General features: G+C 72.4%; 11 protein-coding genes and 2 pseudogenes. 5 read left to right on the top strand and 8 right to left on the bottom strand.

Annotated features, from left to right (window positions below):
* Window positions 1-5: 5 nt before the first annotated feature.
* Window positions 6-1,169 (top strand): annotated as a pseudogene (locus tag CLT72_RS15915) (arginase family protein); the annotation flags it as partial.
* 1,104 nt (window positions 1,170-2,273) lie between these two features.
* Here the strand turns inward: CLT72_RS15915 and CLT72_RS15910 are convergent.
* Entirely contained in the window at window positions 2,274-4,235 is a 1,962-nt protein-coding gene (locus tag CLT72_RS15910; protein ID WP_101412521.1) for a penicillin-binding transpeptidase domain-containing protein, read from the bottom strand.
* Window positions 4,236-4,522: 287 nt separating this feature from the next.
* Between CLT72_RS15910 and CLT72_RS15905 the strand changes: the two genes are divergently transcribed.
* Window positions 4,523-9,589, top strand: coding sequence for an NAD-glutamate dehydrogenase (locus CLT72_RS15905; protein WP_101412520.1), 5,067 nt, complete (start codon window positions 4,523-4,525; stop codon window positions 9,587-9,589).
* 86 nt (window positions 9,590-9,675) lie between these two features.
* Here the strand turns inward: CLT72_RS15905 and CLT72_RS15900 are convergent, their stop codons facing one another.
* On the bottom strand, window positions 9,676-10,380 hold the full coding sequence (locus tag CLT72_RS15900) for a class F sortase (RefSeq protein ID WP_101412519.1): 705 nt from the start codon (window positions 10,378-10,380) through the stop codon (window positions 9,676-9,678).
* Window positions 10,364-11,395, bottom strand: a complete 1,032-nt coding sequence (locus tag CLT72_RS15895; protein ID WP_101415200.1) for a putative sodium/potassium/calcium exchanger — start codon at window positions 11,393-11,395, stop codon at window positions 10,364-10,366. The genes CLT72_RS15900 and CLT72_RS15895 overlap by 17 nt, the downstream gene beginning before the upstream one ends.
* A gap of 569 nt (window positions 11,396-11,964) precedes the next feature.
* Between CLT72_RS15895 and CLT72_RS15890 the strand changes: the two genes are divergently transcribed.
* The gene (locus tag CLT72_RS15890) at window positions 11,965-13,752 is read left to right on the top strand and encodes a glycoside hydrolase family 6 protein (RefSeq protein ID WP_101412518.1); all 1,788 of its coding nucleotides are present in this window, start codon (window positions 11,965-11,967) and stop codon (window positions 13,750-13,752) included.
* 112 nt (window positions 13,753-13,864) lie between these two features.
* Here the strand turns inward: CLT72_RS15890 and CLT72_RS15885 are convergent, their stop codons facing one another.
* The 5 genes and pseudogenes from CLT72_RS15885 to CLT72_RS15870 form a co-directional block, all read right to left on the bottom strand.
* Window positions 13,865-14,236 (bottom strand): hypothetical protein, encoded by a 372-nt coding sequence (locus CLT72_RS15885; RefSeq protein WP_101412517.1) that lies wholly within the window; start codon window positions 14,234-14,236, stop codon window positions 13,865-13,867.
* A 15-nt stretch (window positions 14,237-14,251) separates the two neighbouring features.
* The gene (locus CLT72_RS15880; protein ID WP_199184825.1) at window positions 14,252-14,629 is read right to left on the bottom strand and encodes a hypothetical protein; all 378 of its coding nucleotides are present in this window, start codon (window positions 14,627-14,629) and stop codon (window positions 14,252-14,254) included.
* Between the two features lie 4 nt (window positions 14,630-14,633).
* A pseudogene (locus CLT72_RS32840) lies at window positions 14,634-14,822 on the bottom strand (Na+/galactose cotransporter); the annotation flags it as partial.
* 203 nt (window positions 14,823-15,025) lie between these two features.
* A complete protein-coding gene (locus CLT72_RS15875; protein ID WP_101412516.1) occupies window positions 15,026-15,991 on the bottom strand; it encodes a hypothetical protein in 966 nt (321 codons plus the stop codon).
* A gap of 10 nt (window positions 15,992-16,001) precedes the next feature.
* Complete coding sequence (locus CLT72_RS15870) at window positions 16,002-16,595, bottom strand: hypothetical protein (protein ID WP_101412515.1); 594 nt, start codon at window positions 16,593-16,595, stop codon at window positions 16,002-16,004.
* A gap of 175 nt (window positions 16,596-16,770) precedes the next feature.
* On the opposite strand from CLT72_RS15870, the gene CLT72_RS15865 reads away from it, so the two are divergent.
* On the top strand, window positions 16,771-17,190 hold the full coding sequence (locus tag CLT72_RS15865) for a Fur family transcriptional regulator (RefSeq protein WP_101412514.1): 420 nt from the start codon (window positions 16,771-16,773) through the stop codon (window positions 17,188-17,190).
* A gap of 32 nt (window positions 17,191-17,222) precedes the next feature.
* Window positions 17,223-18,713: a catalase gene (locus CLT72_RS15860; RefSeq protein WP_101412513.1), complete on the top strand. Its 1,491-nt coding sequence runs from the start codon at window positions 17,223-17,225 to the stop codon at window positions 18,711-18,713.
* The last annotated feature ends 107 nt before the right edge of the window (window positions 18,714-18,820 follow it).

Raw genomic sequence — 18,820 nt, 5'->3', positions numbered from 1 at the left:
AGCCCATGATGCGCCGGATCGCCGTCCTCGACGCGCCCAGCAACCTCGGCCTGCGCCCACCCACGTCCACCTCGGTCCCCGGCTGCGGTAAGGCCCCGGGCGCGCTGCGCGACCAGGGGCTGCTCGCCCGGCTGCGCGCCCGCGACGCCGGTTGCCTCACGGCGCCTCGCTACGACCCCGGCGACTGGCGACCGGGTGACGGCGTCTGCCACGCCCGGGAGATCGCCGACTACTCGGTGGCGCTCGCGGAGCGGATCGGCGCCATCATCGACCGCAGCGAGTTCCCGCTGGTGCTCGGCGGCGACTGCTCCATCCTGCTCGGCTCGGCGCTGGCCATGCACCGGCTCGGCGAGGCGGTCGGCGGGCGCATCGGGCTGGTCTTCGTCGACGGGCACTCCGACTTCCGGCACCCCGGCAACGCCTCCTACGTGGGGGCGGCCGCCGGCGAGGACCTCGCCCTGGTCACCGGGCGGGGGCAGGCCGACCTGGCCGCCATCGAGGGCCGTCGGCCGTACTTCCGGGACATCGACGTGGTGGTGCTCGGCATCCGGGCGCAGGACGAGTACCGCCTGGACCTCCAGGCCGCCGGGATCACCACCCGACCGGTGCCGGCGCTGCGCGCCGAGGGCGCCGCGCGTACGGCGCAGTGGGCGCACGAGCAACTCGCCGACTGCGCAGGCTACTGGGTGCACATCGACGTGGACGTGCTGGACCCCGCCGTGATGCCGGCCGTCGACGCCCCCGATCCGGGCGGGATCGCCTTCGCCGAACTGGAGATCCTGCTCGCCGGCCTGGTCGACACCCCGCACTGCCTCGGCGTCGAGCTGACCGTCTTCGACCCCGACTACGACCCCGACGGCGCGTACGCGGCCGAGATCGTCAACACCGTGGTCGCCGGGCTGCGTCCGGTCTCCGCGCCGGCGGCGTCGCCACCCCGACTGCTGCCGGGCCCGTCGGCGTCCGCCGCCCCGTCCGCGCCGTCACGCTCTGCCGCCCCCAGCAGGCCCTCCGCCCCCACCACGCCCTCTGCGTCCGCCGCGCCGCGCGTGCCGTCGTCGTCTGCCGCCCCCGGCGTGCCGTCTACCTCTGCCGTTTCGTCCGGGCTGTCTGCGGTGTCGTCCGGACCGTCTGCGGGGCCTGCTGGGCTGTCTGCGGTGTCGCCGGCGTCTGCCGGCTCGGTCGTGCCCTCCACGCGGCGGAGCAACGGTCGTCCCGAGGTGCCGACCATGCCTCCGTCGGCCTCCGCCCCGGCGCTCGTTTCCGCCCCCGTTCCACGCAGCGACGGCGACGACCGGCACCCGGGCGGCGCCGAGGAGCGTGCCGAGGACGGTCCGCCAGCCCCGCTCCGGCCGCTCGGGCCGGTGGCCCCGGTTGCCGCCTCCGACGGTCCCGCCGAGCCGGAACCCGTCGGCCCGCCAGCCTCCGTAGGCCCGGGCCTGCTGCGCCGGGCACCGCTCGCGGACCTCGACCCGGGCGACCCGCTACCCGCGCCCGAGGACGGCACCTCGCCATCTGCCGCCGGTATCGCCTGACTGTCGAGCTGCCCCATCTATGCGCCCACCTGCCCGCCACCGTAGCGGTGGGGCGGCTGGTGGCGCGTGGCTGAGCATGCCGCGGTGGGGCGGCCATTGGCACGTGCCCGAGACGGTCGAGGCGGGCGCGGTCGAGGCAGACCGACCGAGCTGGGGCCGGTGCAGCCTGCCGAGTCCGGTCGCGGAGGCTGGTGGCGCCCGAGGTGACGGGTGGAACGTCATGGGTGTCACCGACAGGTTTTGACACACATGACGTTCCACCAGTGGATGGCCGGACGTGCGTCCGGCGGCGTCGGCCCCTGCCCCGTCGGTAGGGGCAGCTCGACAGCGTCGCGCCGGTTGCGCGGGAACGCTGCCGCCCGTTGGTGATCAGGACGCGATGGACGTTACCGGGCGGCTTTAACGTCCATGGCGTCCTGATCACCAATGCTCGCTTCGTGGCGGTAGGGCAGGTGGGCTCCCGATGCGGCGGCCGGCCGGGGCGCCGAGGGCAGCCGCAACTACATGTCGCCGTCGCCGACCCGTGACGGACGAAGCCGACCAGGGCGTGGCCGCGTGAATCGCGAAGCGGCGGTGCCGACGGGTGCCCCACGCCGCCGGTTCCGGTTGCGGACGGTTCCGGGTGTGCGAAGGGTACGAGTGTGCGGCGGGTGCCGGGGTGCCGGGGTGCCGGGGTGCCGGGGTGCCGAGGGTGCCGAGGGTGCCGGGGGTGGAGGGTGCAGGCGGCGCCGGTGGGGCTGGTCAGCGACCGAGGGCGCGGAGGAAGCGCTCGGCGGCGGGGACGGCGGTGGCGGTGCTGGCGCCGCCCTTCTCCACGAAGACCGCGAACGCGACGTCGCCCTGCCAGCCGACGAACCAGGCGTGGGTGTGGGCCGGGTTGTCGTCGTACTCGGCGGTGCCCGTCTTGCCGTGCACCGGCGCGCCCGGCACGTCCCGCAGCGCGCTGCCGGTGCCGGCCGTGACCACCTCCCGCATCATCGCGCGTACGGCCTGCACCGACTCCGGCTTGAGCTGCGGGCCGGGGGCGGCGGGCTGGGCCGGAGCCGGGTCGAGCACCAGCTTGGGCTGCTCGAAGCTGCCCCGGGCGACCGCCGCGGTGGCCGACGCCATGGCGAGCGGGCTGACCAGCGTCGTGCCCTGGCCGATGGCGGCGGCGGCCTGCTCGGTCGCGCCGCCGTTCGCCGAGACCTTGCCGGTGAAGGCGTCGAGGCCGACGTCCCACTGCCCCTCCAGCCCGAGGGAGCGGCCGGTCACGGCCAGCCCGTCGGGGCCGAGCTTCGGTGCCAGCGCGGCGAACGCGGTGTTGCAGGACTTGGCGAAGTCGGTGCGGAACGGCACCGGACCCAGCACGAAGTTGTCGGAGTTCTTGAACGGCCGGCCGTCGACCGTGAACGTCTTCGGGCAGGCCACCGTCGCGTCGGGCGTGACCGCGCCCCGGTCGAGCAGGCCGAGCGCGCTGACCATCTTGAAGGTCGAGCCCGGCGGAACCTGGGCGGTGAAGGCCAGGTTCTCCCCGGCCGCCCCGGGCCCGTTGGCCGCGGCGAGCACCGCGCCGTCGCTGATCCGTACCGCCACCAGCGCCGCCCGGCGCTTCTCGGCCCGCAGGGCGGCGTCGGCCGCGTTCTGGGTGGGCACGTCGAGAGTGGTCTTGACCGGCTGCCCCGGCTTCGGCTCGCTGCGGAACACCTCGGTGCCGGTGGGCACCAGCGTGCCGTCCGGGCCGGGACGCTCCGTGATCACGGTCAGCCCCGCCGCGCCACGGAGCCGCTCGTCGTGGCGACCCTGGAGGCCCCCGTGGCCGACGAGGTCGCCGGCCTCGTAGCGGTCGGGGTGCCGGGCGAGGTCGTCGGCCTGCGCCGGGTCGACGGAGCCGAGCACCGCCCGGGCGAACTCGCGGGTGGGGGCCAGGTCGAGCTTGTCGCTGCGGAACTTCGTGCCCGGCAGGTCGTAGATGCGCGCCTTGATCTGCCGGTACGCCTCCTCCCGCAGGGTCACCACCTCGACGAACGCGCCGGGATCCGCGTCGGCGAGCCGCTCGGGCAGGTCGGTGAGGTCCACCGGCGGGGTGATCGCGGGCCGGATCGCCCGGAACGCGGCGTCCAGCTTGCGGGCCAGGCTCGCCGCGTTGGTGACCTCGCTCGGTTGGAGCCCGACGCGCACCACGGGCCGGGGTGCCACGATCGGCTGACCGGCGGCGTCGAGCACCGCGGCCCGGGTGGCGGTGTCGCGGCGCAGCCCCAGCCGGTCGCCCCGGGTCAGCTGCTCCTGCACCAGCTGCGGCTCCCAGATCACCCGCCACTCGTCGCCGCCGAGGGTGAGCCGCACCGGGCGCTCGTACGCCCAACGGGTCCCGCCCGGGAGGGCCCAGTCGACCTTGACCACCGCGGTCGCGACGTCCTTGGTCACCTTCGCCTCGCCCCGGCGCGTGAGCGTGGGCGGCGTGGCCGCCAGCTCGCCGGAGAGTTCCTTGAGCTCGCGGACGACGTCGGCCGCCGGCACCTTGGCGCCGGTCGGGTCGACGAAGCCGACGGCCTGGAGGTCGCCCGAGCGCCAGCCGGCGAGGAACGCGTCGACCTCGCGCTCCGGGCCGTCACCGCCCGAGCACGCGGTGAGGGCGCCGCCCGCGAGCGCGGTCGCGGCGAGCAGCGCCAGTGCCGGGCGGAGCCGGTTGCGGCGGGGGCGGCGAGGGTACGACAGGCGCATGGAACGGATCTCCGATCTCGGAACTGCCCTGCACGGTAGTACGGCGGTGCCGTCCGCACCGTCCCCCCGCACCGCGACGTGCGGAAAGAGAGGTCGGTGACGGGGTGATGAACGACTGGAGGCGGGGTACTCCCGAACCGGCCAACCTCGTACCCGCAACGGGTGAAAGGACGAAGTCCGGAACCGGACGTCCGCACTGAGGTCCGCCGAGCAAGGGGCGGAACGGTAGGGCCTAGGCTGGGCGGCAGAGTGACCCACAACGCGGTGGGTCGAGGGGAGTGGCACCGATGGACCGGCGTCCGGCGATCAAACCGGGACCCGACCTCCGGCAGGATGACACCAGCCGGGACGACAGCTTCGATTCGGCGACCGACGGGGACGGCTTCGGCCGGCTCGACACAGGAGTGACCGGGATGACCGGTTCGAGTATCGACACCCTCTACGACCTGGGTCTGCCCGCCAACGCGCTGGCCGACGACGTCGAGGACAACGAGCTCGACGAGCCCGTTCCCAACGTGGAGCGCCTGGTCGCCCAGGCGGTCGCGCTGGCCGGCGACGACCACGACGCGGCGACCCTGGTCAGCCGCTTCTGGCGGTTCGCGCCGGACGAGGAGCTGATCGGCTTCACCGCCGAGGAGATGCTGGAGGCGGCCCGCGCGCACCGCGACCTCGCCCAGCAGCGGGTACCGGGCGAGCTGAAGCTGCGCATCCACGAGCCCGACGCCGACCAGCACCACACCGTCATCGAGATCGTCACCGACGACATGCCGTTCCTGGTCGACTCGGTGACCGCCCTGCTCAACTCGCACCACCTGGACGTGCACCTGCTGGTCCACCCGCTGGTGGTGGTCCGGCGCGAGCCGCTGGGCCGGCTGGTCGAGGTCTCCGCCGACGTCGAGCCCGACGACGCCATCGCCGGCGACATCGTCGAGAGCTGGATGCACATCGAGGTCGACCCGGTACGCGACGCCGCCGAGCGGGACCGGCTGCGCCGGGAACTCCAGCGGGTGCTCACCGACGTGCGGGAGGCGGTGGAGGACTGGCCGAAGATGCGCCAGCGGGCCCTCGCCCTCGCCGACGAGCTTGCCGCCGCGCGGACGTCGGACAACCGCCCACCGGTGCCGGAGAAGGACATCACGGACTCGGTGGAGCTGCTGCGCTGGCTCGCCCACGACCACTTCACGTTCCTCGGTTACCGGGAGTACCGGCTGGTCGACACCGCCGGAGACGGGGAGCGGGGCAGCGGCCAGGCGCTGGAGGCGGTGCTCGGCACCGGGCTGGGCATCCTGCGTCAGGACTCGCCGGAGGCCCGGCCGCTGTCGTCGATGACGCCCGAGGCGCACGATAGGGTCACCGAGAAGCGCCTGCTGATCATCACGAAGGCGAACTCGCGGGCCACCGTGCACCGCTCCGCCTACCTCGACTACATCGGCTTCAAGGTCTTCAACGAGTCCGGCGAGGTGGTCGGCGAGCGCCGCTTCCTCGGCCTGTTCTCCACGGCCGCGTACCGGACCAGCGTGCAGGAGCTGCCGGTGGTGCGCCGTAAGGTGGCCGAGGTGCTGGACCGCTCCGGCCTGAGCCAGCGCAGCCACTCCGGCAAGGACCTGCTCCAGATCCTGGAGACCTACCCGCGCGACGAGCTGTTCCAGATCAAGACGGAGGACCTCTACCACGCGGTGATCGGCGTGCTGCGGATGGCCGGCCGCCGGCAGCTGCGGGTGTTCCTGCGCCGCGACGCGTACGGGCGGTTCATCTCCTGCCTGATCTACCTGCCCCGGGACCGGTTCACCACGCAGAACCGGCTGCGGATGCAGGACATCCTGCTGCGCGAGCTGAACGGCGTCGGGGTCGACTACACGACCCGGGTCACCGAGTCGATGCTCGCCCGGGTGCACTTCATCGTCCGGACCGACCCCACGAAGGTCCCCGGCGACATCGACGCCGACCTGCTGGCCGAGGAGTTGGCCGACGCCACCCGGCTGTGGGACGACGACTACCGGCTGGTGCTGGAGCGCAAGCTCGGCGACGAGCAGGCAAAGCACCTGTTCACCCGCTACGCCGACGCCTTCCCCGAGGGCTACAAGGACGGCCACACGCCGTACGAGGCGATGAAGGACCTGGCGAAGCTGGAGCTGCTGGAGGAGCCCGGCCAGCTGGAGATGCACCTGTTCCGCAAGCAGCTCGCGCCGCGGGCCGGCGGGCGGGGGCCGGACGTCGACGAGGCGATGGACGTCCGCTTCAAGGTCTACCGCTACGGCGAGCCGATGATGCTCTCCGCCGTGCTGCCGGTGCTGCACTCGCTCGGCGTCAAGGTGGTCGACGAGCACCCGCACGAGGTGGACCGGATCGACGGTCGGGTCTACCTCTACGACTTCGGGCTGCGGCTGCCCGAGGGGCACCAGGAGCTGTCCGAGGTGCGCCCGCACGTGGAGAACGCCTTCGCGGCGGCGTGGCGGGGCGAGGCCGAGGTGGACGGCTTCAACGAGCTGGTGCTGCGGGCCGGTCTCACCTGGCGGCAGGTGGTGGTGCTGCGGGCGTACGCGAAGTACCTGCGCCAGGCCGGCACGGTCTTCTCCCAGGAGTACATGGAGCAGACCTTCATCGCGTACCCGAGGATCGCCACCCTGCTGGTGGAGCTGTTCGAGGTGCGGTTCGCGCCCGGCGAGGACGGCCACGAGCGGCGCCAGCAGCGCAGCGCCGAGCTGGTGGGCGACATCCGGACCGCGCTGGACGACGTCGCCAGCCTCGACCAGGACCGGATCCTGCGCGCCTACCTGACGATGATCCAGGCCACCCTGCGCACCAGCTTCTACCAGAAGCGCTCCGACGGGCGGCCGAAGTCGTACGTGGCGCTCAAGCTGGACCCGCAGGCGATCCCGGACCTGCCGGCGCCGCGGCCGAAGTTCGAGATCTTCGTCTACTCGCCGCGTTTCGAGGGCGTGCACCTGCGGTTCGGCCCGGTGGCCCGTGGCGGGCTGCGCTGGTCCGACCGCCGTGAGGACTTCCGCACCGAGGTGTTGGGCCTGGTCAAGGCGCAGATGGTGAAGAATGCCGTGATCGTGCCGGTGGGCGCGAAGGGCGGCTTCGTGCTCAAGCAGAAGCCGGGGGACCGCGACGAGGCGGTGATCTGCTACAAGGAGTTCATCTCCGCCCTGCTCGACGTCACGGACAACATCGTCAGCGGCGAGATCGTGCCGCCGGAGGACGTGGTCCGCCACGACGGCGACGACCCGTACATGGTGGTCGCGGCGGACAAGGGCACGGCGACGTTCTCGGACATCGCCAACGAGATCTCCACGGCGCACAACTTCTGGCTCGGCGACGCGTTCGCCTCCGGTGGCTCCGCCGGCTACGACCACAAGAAGATGGGCATCACCGCCCGGGGCGCCTGGGAGTCGGTGAAGCGGCACTTCCGCGAGATGGGCCACGACACCCAGACCCAGGACTTCACCGTGGTCGGCGTCGGTGACATGTCCGGTGACGTGTTCGGCAACGGGATGCTGCTGTCGGAGCACATCCGGCTGGTGGCCGCGTTCGACCACCGGCACATCTTCCTGGACCCGGACCCGGACGCCGCGTCCTCGTACGCCGAGCGGAAGCGGCTGTTCGACCTGCCCCGTTCGTCGTGGGAGGACTACGACCGGGAGCTGATCTCGGCCGGCGGCGGGGTGTACCCGCGTACGGCCAAGACGGTGCCGATCTCGGCGCAGGTCCGGGAGCGGCTAGGCCTGGACGCCGACACGGAGCAGCTCTCCCCGCAGGAGCTGATGAAGGCGATCCTGACCGCGCCGGTCGACCTGTTCTGGAACGGCGGCATCGGCACGTACGTGAAGGCCTCCAGCCAGACCAACGCGGAGGTGGGCGACAAGTCCAACGACGCCATCCGGGTGGACGGCAGGAACGTGCGCTGCCGGGTGGTGGGCGAGGGCGGCAACCTGGGCTGGACCCAGCTCGGGCGCATCGAGTACGCCCAGACCGGCGGGCGGATCTACACGGACTTCATCGACAACGCGGCCGGGGTGGACTGCTCCGACCACGAGGTGAACATCAAGATCCTGCTGAACACGGCGGTCGCGGACGGCGCGCTGGGCCTGCCCGAGCGCGACGAGCTGCTCGCGGGGATGACCGACGAGGTCGCCGAGCTGGTGCTGCGGGACAACTACGACCAGGCCCGGGCGATCAACAACGCGCAGGCGCAGGCCGCCTCGCTGCTGCCGGTGCACCGGCGGATGATCACGGATCTGGAGCGTTCCGGGGCGCTGGACCGGTCCCTGGAGGCGCTGCCGCCGGACGACGAGCTGGCGGTGCGGACCGAGTCCGGGCTGACCGCGCCGGAGTTCGCGGTGCTGCTCGCGTACGTCAAGATCGTCCTTGAGACGGAGATCCTGGCCGAGGGGCTCGCGGACGAGGAGTGGACGACCGACGTCCTGGTCAACTACTTCCCGACGCCGATGCGGGAGCGGTTCGCCGACCGGATGGGCCAGCACCGCCTGCGCCGGGACATCGTGACGACGGTGCTCGTCAACGAGGCGATCAACCGGGGCGGCATCTCGTTCGTCTTCCGGGTGGTCGAGGAGACGGCGGCCCCGGCGGCGGACGTCATCCGGGCGTACGTGGTGGTCCGCGAGGTGTTCGGGCTGCGCGCGCTCTGGGACGCGGTGGAGGACCTGGACAACAAGGTCGACCCCGAGTTGCAGACCAGCGTCTACCTGGACACCCGGCGTCTGCTCGACCGCGCGGTGCGGTGGCTGGTCACCAACCGCCGTTCGCCGATCGACGTGCCGGCGGAGATCGCCCGGCTGCGCGACGGGGTGGCGCGGCTCCTGCCCGACCTGGAGGAGCGCTTCCACGGCAGCGAGCGGGAGTCCCTCGCGGCGCACATCGACTCGCTCATCGGGCGGGGGCTGCCGCGCGACCTGGCCGAGCTGGCGACCCGGCTGATGTACAGCTTCGGCCTGCTCGACGTGGTGGAGACGGCGGCGAGCAGTGGGCGGGACGTCGGCGAGGTGGCCTCGGTCTACTTCGTGCTCTCCGACCGCTTCCGGGTCGACTCGCTGCTGTCGAAGATCTCCCTGCTGCCGCGTGAGGACCGCTGGCAGACGCTGGCCCGGATGGCGCTGCGCTACGACCTGTACGCCGCGCTGGCCGCGCTGACCGTGGAGGTTCTCGACTCCACGCCGGACACCCTGTCGCCGCAGGAGCGGGTGTCGCAGTGGGAGCAGTCGAACGCCACCTCGATCCACCGCGCCGAGCGGGCGATGGGGGAGTTCGACGAGTCCCGGGCGGACCTCGCCGCCCTGTCGGTGCTGCTGCGCCAGATCCGCACCCTGGTGCGGACCTCCGCCGCCGCCTGACGCCTACGGCGGACGGCCCGGCCGGTCGGTGTCCCGACCGGCCGGGCCGCGTCGTGCCGGGCGGCGCCCTCCGCGCGGCGGCCGGCTCACACCGGCATGGAGGCGAAGACGACCACGTTGTCCGGGTAGCTGCCGGCGGCCTTGTCGAAGGTTCCGCCGCAGGTGACCACGCGCAGGCCGGGTCGGTCGCTGGGACCGTAGACCTGCTCGGTCGGGAACTGCGTCTTCGGGTACGCCTTGACCGACTCGACGGTGAAGGTGGCCTGCTGGCCGTCCTCGCGGGTGACGGTGATGGTGTCGCCCGGTTGCAGGGCGCCGAGGGAGAAGAAGACCGCCGGCCCGATCTCCGCCGAGTCGACGTGCCCGACGATGACCGCGTTGCCGATCTCACCCGGGCTGGGCCCCGGCTCGTACCAACCGGCCAGCTGCGCCCGTTCGAGCGGGGGCACCTGGACGGTGCCGTCCGGGTTGGTGCCGAGCGGCATGATCGAGGCGTCGACCCCGATCCGGGGGATGGTGATCGTGGTGGGGGCGGAGCGGGCCAGGCCGGTGGCGTCGCCGAGGTCCGGGTCCGCGTCGGGGGCGGGCACGTCGGCGACCGCCGGCCCGGTGCTGACGGGTGCGGCCAGCGGCTGCGGGGGCAGGGGAGCGGGCGCGGTCTTGAGCGAGGCGCCGATCAGGCCCGCGCCGACCATGGCGACCACGACGACGACGGCCGCGCCGGCGGCGCGCCACGGTGTCCCGTGACGGCCGCCGGCCGGTGTCGCCGTCGTGTCAGACGAAGGACTCATCGGTCCGACGCCGGCGCATCAGCACGAGGCCGCCCAGGGCGGCAGCGCCGATCAGGCTCGCCCCGCCGGCGGCCAGGCCCCGGTCGGTGCCGGCGACGGCGCCACCGTCACCACCGTCGACCCCGCCGCGCGGCAGCACGACCAGTTCGCCCTCGCCGCACGAGCCCTTGAGCTCGTAGCGGCCCGGCTTGGCGTCCTCGGACACCTCGGCCTCGCCGTAGTAGACGAAGTCCCGCTTGTGCTCCCAGCGGTCCTCGCCCTTGCCGTTGCCCTCGGACTCCTCGTCCGACCAGCCCTTGTCGTGGCCCTTGCGGTCGTACTCGTCCGACCAGCTCTTGCGGTCGTACTCGTCCGAGCCGTAGCTCTCCGAGCCGTACTCGTGCTCGCGACCCTCGCGGTCGCCCTTGTCGTGGCCCTTGTCGCCGCGGTCGCCTTCGGCGTCCTGGCCGTGCTCGTAGCCCTTCCAGTCGCGCTCGCCCTCGGCGGCGTCGGCGGCGTCGGCGGCGCCGCCACCCTGGCCGTTGGCGGGCGGCTGGCCACCGTTGGCCGGCGGCTGACCGCCGTTGGCTGGCGGCTGCGGCTGTCCGGTGCCGTTGGCCGGCGGCTGCGGCCTCGGGGTCTCGTCCTTGCCGTCCCTGCCCTTGTCGTGGTCGCGGCCCTTGTCGTGGTCCTTGCCCTTGTCGTGGTCGCGGCCCTTGTCCTCGTGGTCGCGGCCCTTGTCGTGGTCGCGGGAGTCCTCGTCGCCGCCACGCCAGTCGCCCCGGCCCTCGGCCGGCTTGAGCTTGACCTTGCCGGTGACCTTCGACCACACGTAGGCGTGCTCCTGCGACTCGGGGCAGACCTCGATCAGCTTGACCGTGTCGCCCGCCTTGACGACGTGCGGCTTGGCGTAGACCTTGCCCTCGTCCTCGTGGTGGCCGCCGTCCGCCAACGCGATCCCCGGCGTGAACACGAGCAGGGAAGCACCACCGAGGGCAGCGCCCGCAACGACCTTCCCGAGCATCTTGTTTGCCATGACCTGCGTCACTCCATCCCTGTTGTCCTGGGCTCGGTGACAACCGAGCTACCGATGACGTTAGACCGTTTCATGAGCTATGAAGGGAAAGATTCGTGTTTTCGTGGCTTCGTGGAACTACGCCCTCTAGTGCCGCTACGCCGCTTTAGTCGGCCGCCGCGCGAGCCGGGCGGTTCGCCACCGCAGGCGTGCGCAGGTGCTCCTCGGGCGGCGTGACGCCACCTCGGCCGGATCGTCCCGTCCCGCCCGCCCCACCAGGCGTCGCCGGCCCCGGCGGCCTCGGCTGGTTCATCGAGGCATTGCCATGGAAGCGCTCCCATGCAAGAATCGCTGCACGCGGTTCGGGGAGCCACACCGCGCAGGCAGGAGTCGAGGGCACCGGTCCGCCGGACGACGTCATGCCTCCCGGTCGGCACGTCGTTGCCGGTCGGACCACCACCAACACGCCCGTCCGGGTCGGGCACCCCCCGAAGAAACCCGTGGTACCGGCGGTCGTCCACGCAGGACGCCCATCGGGCCGTAACGCCGGGCCGTTCGCGGATCCGGTCTCGCCCAAGGAGATCAGTGGCATGAATGTGTGGAGAAGGCTGTCCGGCCCCCGCCGGGCCCTCGCGCTCGGTGGCGCGGGCGCCCTGGTCGCGGGCGGGCTGGTGACCTTGCCGGTCACCGTGGCGCACGCCGCCACCCAGTGCGACGTGTCGTACACGACCAGCGACTGGCAGGGCGGTTTCACCGCCACCGTCAACATCAAGAACATCGGCGACGCCCTCAACGGCTGGACGCTGGGCTTCACCTTCCCTGACGGCAGCCAGCGGGTGCAGCAGGGCTGGTCGGCCCGCTGGTCCCAGAGCGGCCAGAACGTCACCGCGCAGAACGAGTCCTACAACGGGACGGTGGCCAGCGGCGCCACGGTGAGCATCGGCTTCAACGGCGCCTGGAGCGGCAGCAACCCGAAGCCCACCTCGTTCACCCTCAACGGCGTGACCTGCAACGGCGGCACCCCGCCCACCACCACCCCGCCCACCACGGCCCCGCCGACGACGCCGCCCCCCACGACGCCGCCGCCGACCACCCCGCCGCCGACCACCCCGCCGCCCGGGCAGCGGGTGGACAACCCGTACCTGAACGCCCAGGGGTACGTGAACCCGGAGTGGAAGGCCAAGGCCGAGTCGGTGCCCGGCGGCAACCGGGTGTCGAACAACCCGACCGCCGTCTGGATCGACCGGATCGCCGCCATCAACGGCACCCCGGACAGCAGCTCCAACGGCGCGATGGGTGTCCGTGACCACCTGAACAAGGCGCTGGAGCAGGGGGCGAACTACATCCAGTTCGTCATCTACAACCTGCCCGGCCGCGACTGCTCGGCGCTGGCGTCCAACGGTGAGCTGGGCCCGGACGAGTTGCCGCGCTACAAGGCCGAGTACATCGACCCGATCGCCGCGATCCAGGGCGACCCGAAGTACGCCAGCCTGCGGATCGTCAACATCATCGAGATCGACTCGCTGCCGAACCTGGTGACCAACACCTCCGGCAACCCCGGCGGCACGGTCATGTGCGACACGGTGAAGGCCAACGGCGCCTACGTCAACGGCGTCGGCTACGCCCTGTCGAAGCTGGGTGCGATCGGCAACGTCTACAACTACATCGACGCCGCGCACCACGGCTGGATCGGCTGGGACAGCAACTTCAGCCCGACCGCGCAGATCCTGAAGGACGCCGCCGTCGCCTCCGGCAGCACGGTGAACAACGTGCACGGCTTCATCGTCAACACCGCCAACTACTCGGCGCTGCGTGAGCCGCACTTCAAGGTGACCGACAACGTCAACGGCACCACCGTGCGGCAGTCGAAGTGGGTCGACTGGAACTTCTACGTGGACGAGCTCTCGTTCGCCCAGGCGTTCCGCAACGAGCTGGTGGCCAAGGGCTTCGACTCGAAGATCGGCATGCTGATCGACACCTCCCGCAACGGCTGGGGCGGCACCGCCCGGCCCACCGGCCCGGGCGCGACGACCAACGTGGACACCTACGTCGACGGCGGCCGCGTGGACCGTCGGTTCCACACCGGCAACTGGTGCAACCAGGCCGGGGCCGGCCTGGGCGAGCGGCCGAAGGCCGCGCCGGAGCCGGGCATCGACGCCTACGTCTGGGTGAAGCCCCCGGGCGAGTCGGACGGCTCCAGCAAGGAGATCCCGAACAACGAGGGCAAGGGCTTCGACCGCATGTGCGACCCGACCTACACCGGTAACGCCCGCAACGGCAACAGCATGAGCGGCGCCCTGCCGGACGCCCCGATCTCGGGCGCCTGGTTCCCCGCGCAGTTCACGCAGCTCATGCAGAACGCGTACCCGGCGCTCTGAGACCGGAGCCCACCCGCCGCTGGCAGTAGGTGAGGCGCTCCAGCGGCAGGTTCCCCGGGCCCCCGGCCCGACCGTCCGACGGTCGGGGCGGGGGCCCCCTCGCGTACGCCGGTCAGGGCACCGTCTTCTCGATCGCGGCGCGGCCCAGTTCGGCCAGGTCCCGGCGGGCCCGCTCGACGTTCTCCGGCGTGATGTCCTGCCCCCGGGCCGCCACCAGGTCCTCCGGTTCCCAGGGCTGCTCCGCCCCGGTGCGGATGTCGTCCGGGGCCGCGCCCGTGCCGGTGCCCGTCGCGCCGGTGCCGGCGGCGTACGGATCGCCGATCAGCTCGTCGCCACCCGCCCCGTCCCCGGGCCCGGTGAACGACGGGGTGTCGCGATCGGCGCCGCCCCCGGTCATCAGCTGCGCGATGCCGGTGTCGTCCTCGGCCGCCGCGGCCATCTCCGGGCTCTCCTCCAGCGGCCGGTCACGGTCACGATCCGTCATGTCGCTGCCCTCCCGTCACCAGGTGGTGTCTCCTGATCCCGCTCGCGTACCCGGCGTGACGGTGCCCATGCCGGTCACCGGCGGCGGGACGGCTGCCTCCTCCTCGGAGGTCTCCGGCGGCTCGACCGGGTTGCGCCACTGCCAGAGCAGCATCAGCACGCCGAAGACGAGCATGCCGAGGCCCGCCCAGAGGTTGATCCGGACGCCCTGGGCCTTCTGCACGGATGAATCGCCGTCGAAGATCCCGATCAGGGTGACGATCGTCCCGTACGCGGTGAAAAGGCCACCGATCACCCGGCGGATGTCGAACAGCCGGGCGGCGGACGAGCGGCGGCGGGCCTCCTCGGCGGCCCTGACCGAGCGGTCGTGCCCGTGGGGGTTGAGGTTGTCCATGCGACGCCAGCACGATCAGCGCGCCGATCACGATGGCGACCCAGAGCGGCCAGCCGAGCAGCGCCTGCATGATCAGCGCCAGGGCGTACAGGTTCACCCCGGCGATGATCTCCAACGCGCCGAGGTTGGCGGAGACGAAGGCCAGGCCGGTCACCCAGGCGGGCAGGGAGCGCCCGGAGAGGAAGAAGTCGACGTCAAACGTCCGCTGCGGGCTTGCCCGGTCCGACCGGCCACGGCGCCCTCCCGCCGGGACCCGCCGACGCGGCGGCGCCTCCACCGGGCCGGGCCACCGGGCCCTGCGGCCGTGCACGGGAGGCGACGGCAGTGGCGCCCCGGGCCGTGGACGCGACGACGCCCCCGGCCGGTCGGCCGGGGGCGCCTCGTGGGAACCGGGGGTCAGCGCCCGAGGACCCGGTCCAGGAAGTCGCGGTAGTGGCGGACGGCCATCCGGAGCTGCTCGGTGTCGGACGAACCGGCGTCCTGCCAGCCGCCCAGCTTGTTCTTCTGCGCGGACAGCGCCGAGGAGAGCGCCTGGATGGCCTCGTCGACCAGCGACTGGGCCTCCCCGGCCGCCGCGCGGGGGTCGTCCACGAAGCGCAGCTGGACGTCCCGCCAGCGGTCCCGGAAGCCCTGCGCCATCGCGGGGTCGAAGAGGCTGGCCGGCTCGGCGGCCACCGTGGCGCCCGCCGGCCGGTCCATCCCGGCGGCCTCCAGCTTTCCGGCGCCCGCGCGTCCGGCCGGCGCGTGCTCGGCGTCCGGGTCGACCATGGCCGGCGTGGCGCTGCCGTACCCGGCCGCACCGGCCTCCGCGTCGTCGGTCAGGTCGGCCCGGCGCTCGGGGCGGCCGTCGACGGCGTCCGGAGGCAGCACCTCCGCGTCGCCCCGGCGGGCCTGCCGCTCGTCGGGACGGGCGTCGCCGAGCCCGACGGAGCGGTGGAACTCCGCGGTCGGGTCCGCCCGGCGGCCCTCCCGGGGGCCGTCCGCGGCCCCGTCGCCCGGCCGCGCGGTCGACTCCGTACGCGGGTCGGGTTCGTCCTCGGGAAGCGGGCTGGCCAGGGCGGACGCGGCGACCGCGCCGCCGACGCTGGTGGCGCCGAAGGCGGTCGGCACGGGCCCTGGCTCGTGGAACTCGGCGCGGTCGCCGTCGGCGTCCCGCCCGTCCGTGCGGGTCCTGCCGGTGCCCCGGCCGCGCGACGGCTCGTCGCCGGCGACCGCCGGGTCGTCGAAGGTGCCCCGGTCGTCGAGGGCGTCCTCGGGTACGTCGGCGCGGCCGGCTCGGTCGCCCGGAGGCGGCACCGGCACCGGCTCGGAACGGACGGCCTCGGGGTGTTCGTTGCCCACCCGCTGCTCTTCCTGGCGCATGGTGATCCTCCTAGCGGCTCGTGGCGTCGTGCTGGCTGTCCGGGTTGCGCTGCTCTGCCGGTCGGGCCGCGACCGGCTCCTCACCGAGCAGGTCGGCGAAGAGGGCGCGGTAGTGGACGACGGCCTGGCGCAGTTCCTCGGTGCTCGCCTCGCCCCGGGAGTTGCGCAGGTGGATCTCGTGGGCGTCGCGGTAGTGGCCCAGGGTGCGGGCGTGCTCCACGGAGAGGTGGGCGATTTGGTCGGAGAACTCGCCGGTGGGGTAGCCCCGTTCCGCGATGAGCCGGGTGACCAGTTCGTCCGCGTCACCTACGGTCTCGGCGGGGGAGTCGACGAAGCGGACCTGGAGTTCCTCCCACGCGGCGGCGTAGCGGGCCCGGGACTCGGGGGCGAGCGGGGTGAGCGTGAGATCGGCGTGGCGACGCTCCCGCTCCCGTAGTTCCCGCTCGGCGGCGGTCCGGCTGTCCTGCTCGGCGACGGCGCGGTCGTACTCGGGCCCGAAACGCGACCGCAGCGCGCGGCGGCGGGCGTACGACCGGGCGGCCACGGCCACGGCCGCGATCACCAGCACGACGAGAACTATGACGATTACCTGCGTGGGCGACATGGCTCCTCCTTCGTGGGTGGTATTCCCTCCGCTCGGTGATCGCCAATCCCGTTCCGGCGCACTTTCCTTGAAGGAACCCGGCGGCGGCCCCTTCCCCGCTCGGGCATGACGAGTCACACAGCGCGATCGGGGCCCAAAACTTGACTCGTTCCAGAAAACGAGCTTGGGTGGGGTGATGCCGGTCGGATCCGACGTCGAACGCCTGCGAGCTGCGGGGCTGCGTGTCACGCGCCCCCGGCTCGCGGTGCTCGCGGCGGTGCGCGACCGGCCGCACCTGGACGCCGACACGATCACCCGACTCGCCCGGGTCCGCCTCGGGCGGATCTCCCACCAGGCGGTCTACGACGTCCTGCGCGCGCTCACCGGCGCGGGCCTGCTGCGCCGGTTCGCCCCGGCCGGCGGGCCGGCCCGGTACGAGCTGGGCGGGGACGACCACGACCACCTGGTCTGCCGGGACTGCGGCGCGATCGTCGACACCCGGCGCAAGCGGGCCCCCGGGCCCTGCCTCGACCCCGGGGCCTCCGCCTTCGAGGTGGAGTCCACCGAGGTCACGTACTGGGGCCGGTGCCCCGGATGCCAGCCGCGACACGGCTGACGCCAGCCGCCACACCGATCTGGAGGAGAGCCATGAGCGACCCGCAGGCCAGCAAGCCGATCCTCACCACCCGTCAGGGTCACCCCGTGCACAACAACCAGCAGCAGCGGACGGTCGGCTCGCGCGGCCCGGCGACGCTGGAGAACTACCACTTCCTGGAGAAGATCAGCCACTTCGACCGGGAGCGGATCCCGGAGCGGGTGGTGCACGCCCGCGGCTTCGTCGCGCACGGCGAGTTCGAGGCGTACGGGACGATCGGCGACCAGCCGGCGTCGACCTACACCCGGGCCAAGCTGTTCCAGACCAAGGGCAGGAAGACCCCGGTCACCATCCGCTTCTCCACCGTCATCGGCGGCCGGGACTCCTCCGAGGCGGCCCGCGACCCGCGCGGCTTCGCCGTGAAGTTCCGCACCGAGGACGGCAACTGGGACATGGTGGGCAACAACCTCCAGGTCTTCTTCATCCGTGACGCCATCAAGTTCCCCGACGTGATCCACTCGCTGAAGCCGGACCCGGTCACCTTCCGTCAGGAGCCGAACCGGATCTTCGACTTCATGTCGAACACGCCGGAGTCGATGCACATGCTGACCTGGCTCTTCTCCCCGTACGGCATCCCGAAGAACTACCGGACGATGCGCGGTTCCGGGGTGAACACCTACCGCCTCGTCAACGCCGCGGGCGAGGGCGTGCTGGTCAAGTTCCACTGGCTGTCCCAGCAGGGCGAGCACAACCTCACCCAGGCCGAGGCGGACGCCATCCAGGCCACCGACCTGGGCCACGCCTCGAAGGACATCTACGAGGCGATCGAGCGCGGCGACCACCCGAAGTGGGAGCTCAACGTCCAGGTCATGAGCGACGACGAGCACCCGGAGCTGGACTTCGACCCGCTCGACGACACCAAGATCTGGCCGGAGGAGGACTTCCCCTACCTGCCGGTCGGCATGATGACGCTCAACCGCAACATCACCGACCACCACAACGAGAACGAGCAGATCGCCTTCGGTACCGGCGTGCTGGTCGACGGCATCGACTTCTCCGACGACAAGATGCTGGTCGGCCGGACGTTCTCCTACTCGGACACCCAGCGCTACCGGGTCGGCCCGAACTACCTCCAGTTGCCGATCAACCGGCCGCGCGAGGACGTCCAGGTCAGCACCAACCAGGGCGGCGGCCAGATGTCGTACGGGGTGGACAACCGTGGTGCCAACCCGCACATCAACTTCGAGCCGTCCTCGGTCGCGGGCCTCCAGGAGGCCGACGAGTCCTACCGGGAGTACCGTCCGTTCGTCTCGGGCCAGATCATGAAGGCCCCGATCGAGCGGCAGAACAACTACTCCCAGGCCGGCCGGCGCTACCGCGAGATGGACGACTGGGAGCGCGACGACCTGATCCTCAACCTCACCACCCTGCTGTCGCAGTGCGACAAGCACATCCAGGAGAAGATGGTCTGGCACTTCAGCCAGTGCGACTCCGACTACGGCCGACGCGTCGCCGAGGGCCTCGGCATCGCCGTCGACGCCTGACCCGTACCGCCCACGAACGCCCCGCCGGCCCTCCGGCGGGGCGTTCGTCGACTGTGGACGATCGGTCCGGTGGGCCCGACGCGACGGACGGTAGTGCATCGGGCGAG

It is taken from the genome of Micromonospora sp. CNZ309 (assembly GCF_002846525.1).
This window is presented reverse-complemented; position numbering and strand designations above follow the sequence as displayed.

What these genes read in the sequence shown, in the direction of transcription:
- CLT72_RS15910 (WP_101412521.1), bottom strand. Translation starts at nt 4,235, where the DNA reads ATGCGCCTGTCGTACCCTCGCCGCCCCCGCCGCAACCGGCTCCGCCCG.
- CLT72_RS15905 (WP_101412520.1), top strand. Translation starts at nt 4,523, where the DNA reads ATGGACCGGCGTCCGGCGATCAAACCGGGACCCGACCTCCGGCAGGAT.
- CLT72_RS15900 (WP_101412519.1), bottom strand. Translation starts at nt 10,380, where the DNA reads ATGAGTCCTTCGTCTGACACGACGGCGACACCGGCCGGCGGCCGTCAC.
- CLT72_RS15895 (WP_101415200.1), bottom strand. Translation starts at nt 11,395, where the DNA reads ATGGCAAACAAGATGCTCGGGAAGGTCGTTGCGGGCGCTGCCCTCGGT.
- CLT72_RS15890 (WP_101412518.1), top strand. Translation starts at nt 11,965, where the DNA reads ATGAATGTGTGGAGAAGGCTGTCCGGCCCCCGCCGGGCCCTCGCGCTC.
- CLT72_RS15885 (WP_101412517.1), bottom strand. Translation starts at nt 14,236, where the DNA reads ATGACGGATCGTGACCGTGACCGGCCGCTGGAGGAGAGCCCGGAGATG.
- CLT72_RS15880 (WP_199184825.1), bottom strand. Translation starts at nt 14,629, where the DNA reads ATGGACAACCTCAACCCCCACGGGCACGACCGCTCGGTCAGGGCCGCC.
- CLT72_RS15875 (WP_101412516.1), bottom strand. Translation starts at nt 15,991, where the DNA reads ATGCGCCAGGAAGAGCAGCGGGTGGGCAACGAACACCCCGAGGCCGTC.
- CLT72_RS15870 (WP_101412515.1), bottom strand. Translation starts at nt 16,595, where the DNA reads ATGTCGCCCACGCAGGTAATCGTCATAGTTCTCGTCGTGCTGGTGATC.
- CLT72_RS15865 (WP_101412514.1), top strand. Translation starts at nt 16,771, where the DNA reads ATGCCGGTCGGATCCGACGTCGAACGCCTGCGAGCTGCGGGGCTGCGT.
- CLT72_RS15860 (WP_101412513.1), top strand. Translation starts at nt 17,223, where the DNA reads ATGAGCGACCCGCAGGCCAGCAAGCCGATCCTCACCACCCGTCAGGGT.